We start from the raw sequence: 2021 nt of genomic DNA, 5'->3' as shown, positions 1-2021 counted from the left end.
GAGAAGATCACGGTCTACGTCTCCGCCGAGGAGCTCATGGACCTCGAACACGCGCGCCTGGTGCTGCGCGGTGAGCACGGGCTCGCGGTCGACCGCGGCAGGATCGTCCGGGAGGCCGTCGCGGTCGTCCTCGCCGACCTGGAGTCGCGGGGCGACGCGAGCATCCTCGTACGGCGCCTGCGCGGCCGCTGAGCGGCATTCGCCGGTAGCCTGCCCCTTGGCCGTACGGCCCGTCCCCGCCTGCACCTGGACCCCTGATGCCCTCAGCTTCCTCCTCGGCCCGCCGTCGCCTGGGCCTCGGCCCCGGTGCGGCGTCGCCCGAAGGCGGGGGAGAAGGCGCCGAGGAGGCGGGTGCGCCTGCCGGCGCGGGTGACGGCGGCGAGCCCGCCGCGGCGGGGACGGCGCCCCTGCCGGATGCGCCCGCCGGCGGGAAGGCCGCCGCCGACGGCACGGCCGACGCGAAGTTCACCGTCCGGCTCGACAACTTCGAAGGGCCCTTCGACCTCCTGCTGCAGCTGATCGCCAAGCACAAGCTGGACGTCACCGAGGTCGCCCTCCACAAGGTCACCGACGAGTTCATGGTGCACATCCGCGCCATGGGACCCGACTTCGACCTGGACCAGACCACCGAGTTCCTCGTCGTCGCCGCGACCCTGCTCGACCTCAAGGCCGCCCGCCTGCTGCCCGCCGCCGACGTCGAGGACGAGGCCGACCTCGCCCTCCTGGAGGCGCGCGACCTGCTGTTCGCCCGCCTCCTGCAGTACCGGGCGTACAAGCGGGTCGCGGAGATCTTCAGCGGCCGGCTGGACGAGGAGGCGCGGCGCTTCCCCCGTACGGTCGGCCTGGAGCCGCACCACGCGGAGCTGCTGCCCGAGGTCGTCCTCGGCATCGGGCCCGAGCGCCTGGCCGAGCTGGCCGCCAAGGCCATGCGGCCCAGGCCGGCGCCGCAGGTGTACGTCGACCACATCCACGCGCCGCTGGTCAGCGTGCGCGAGCAGGCCGAGGTCGTCGTGGCCCGGCTGCGGCGGGCGGGCCGGGTCAGCTTCGGGGAACTGGCCGGCGACGCCCCCGACACCCTCACCGTCGTCGCCCGCTTCCTGGCGCTGCTGGAGCTCTACCGCGAGCGCGTGGTCGCCCTGGACCAGGACGAGGCCCTCGGCGAGCTGGCGGTGAGCTGGACGGGTGGGGAGGGGGCGGAACCGCTGGTGACGGACGAGTTCGACCGGGAGCCGGAGACCGAGCCGGAGGAGAGCGCACCGTGAGCACAGAGACGGCGGAGACGGCGGAGATGACAGAGAGCCACGAGACGCACGAGGGCGCGGGAGCCTCCGCGGGGGCCTCCGGTGTCTCCGGTGTCTCCGGGCTCGCCCTCGGGCCCGCCCTGGAGGCCGTCCTCATGGTCGTCGACGAGCCCGCCACCGAGGAGCACCTCGCCAGGGTCCTGGAGCGCCCCCGCCGCGAGATCGCCGCGGCCCTCGGCGAGCTGGCCCGGGAGTACGACGCCCAGGGGCGCGGTTTCGAGCTGCGGCAGGTCGCAGGGGGCTGGCGCTTCTTCACCCGGCCGGCCTACGCGGACGCCGTCGAGGCGTTCGTCCTCGACGGCCAGCAGGCACGCCTCACCCAGGCCGCCCTGGAGACCCTCGCCGTCGTCGCGTACCGTCAGCCGGTCAGCCGGTCGAAGGTCTCGGCGGTGCGCGGCGTGAACTGCGACGGGGTCATGCGCACCCTCCTCCAGCGAGGTCTGGTGGAGGAGGCGGGGACGGAACCCGAAACAGGTGCGATCCTGTACAGGACGACGAACTACTTTCTGGAGCGCATGGGCCTGCGAGGCCTGGACGAGCTCCCGGAGCTCGCGCCCTTCCTCCCCGAGGCGGAGGCGATCGAGGGCGACACTCAGGAAGGTGTGCCGTCGTTCGATCCGGACGCACCGGACACCGAAGCGGACGACAAGACGGAACTTTGATGCGAAGCAGCGGCAGGAACAGCGGAAGCGGCAACCGGGACGACCGGGGCGGTCGAGG

3 protein-coding genes are annotated in these 2021 nt (G+C 73.4%); all 3 read left to right on the top strand.

Annotated elements, in window-relative coordinates:
• Positions 1 to 192 (top strand): hypothetical protein (locus V7793_RS36930; protein ID WP_336014051.1); only part of this gene is annotated, 192 nt, incomplete at its 5' end.
• A gap of 65 nt (positions 193 to 257) precedes the next feature.
• Positions 258 to 1262, top strand: a complete 1005-nt coding sequence (locus V7793_RS36925) for a segregation and condensation protein A (protein ID WP_336014049.1) — start codon at positions 258 to 260, stop codon at positions 1260 to 1262.
• Positions 1263 to 1288: 26 nt separating this feature from the next.
• The gene (gene scpB / locus V7793_RS36920; protein ID WP_336014053.1) at positions 1289 to 1963 is read left to right on the top strand and encodes an SMC-Scp complex subunit ScpB; all 675 of its coding nucleotides are present in this window, start codon (positions 1289 to 1291) and stop codon (positions 1961 to 1963) included.
• Positions 1964 to 2021: the final 58 nt, after the last annotated feature.

The sequence above is a fragment of the Streptomyces sp. KLMMK genome (assembly GCF_036961605.1).
GTDB lineage: Bacteria > Actinomycetota > Actinomycetes > Streptomycetales > Streptomycetaceae > Streptomyces > Streptomyces telluris.
Note: the sequence above shows the minus strand (reverse complement) of the source record. Positions and strands in the feature narration are given on the sequence as shown.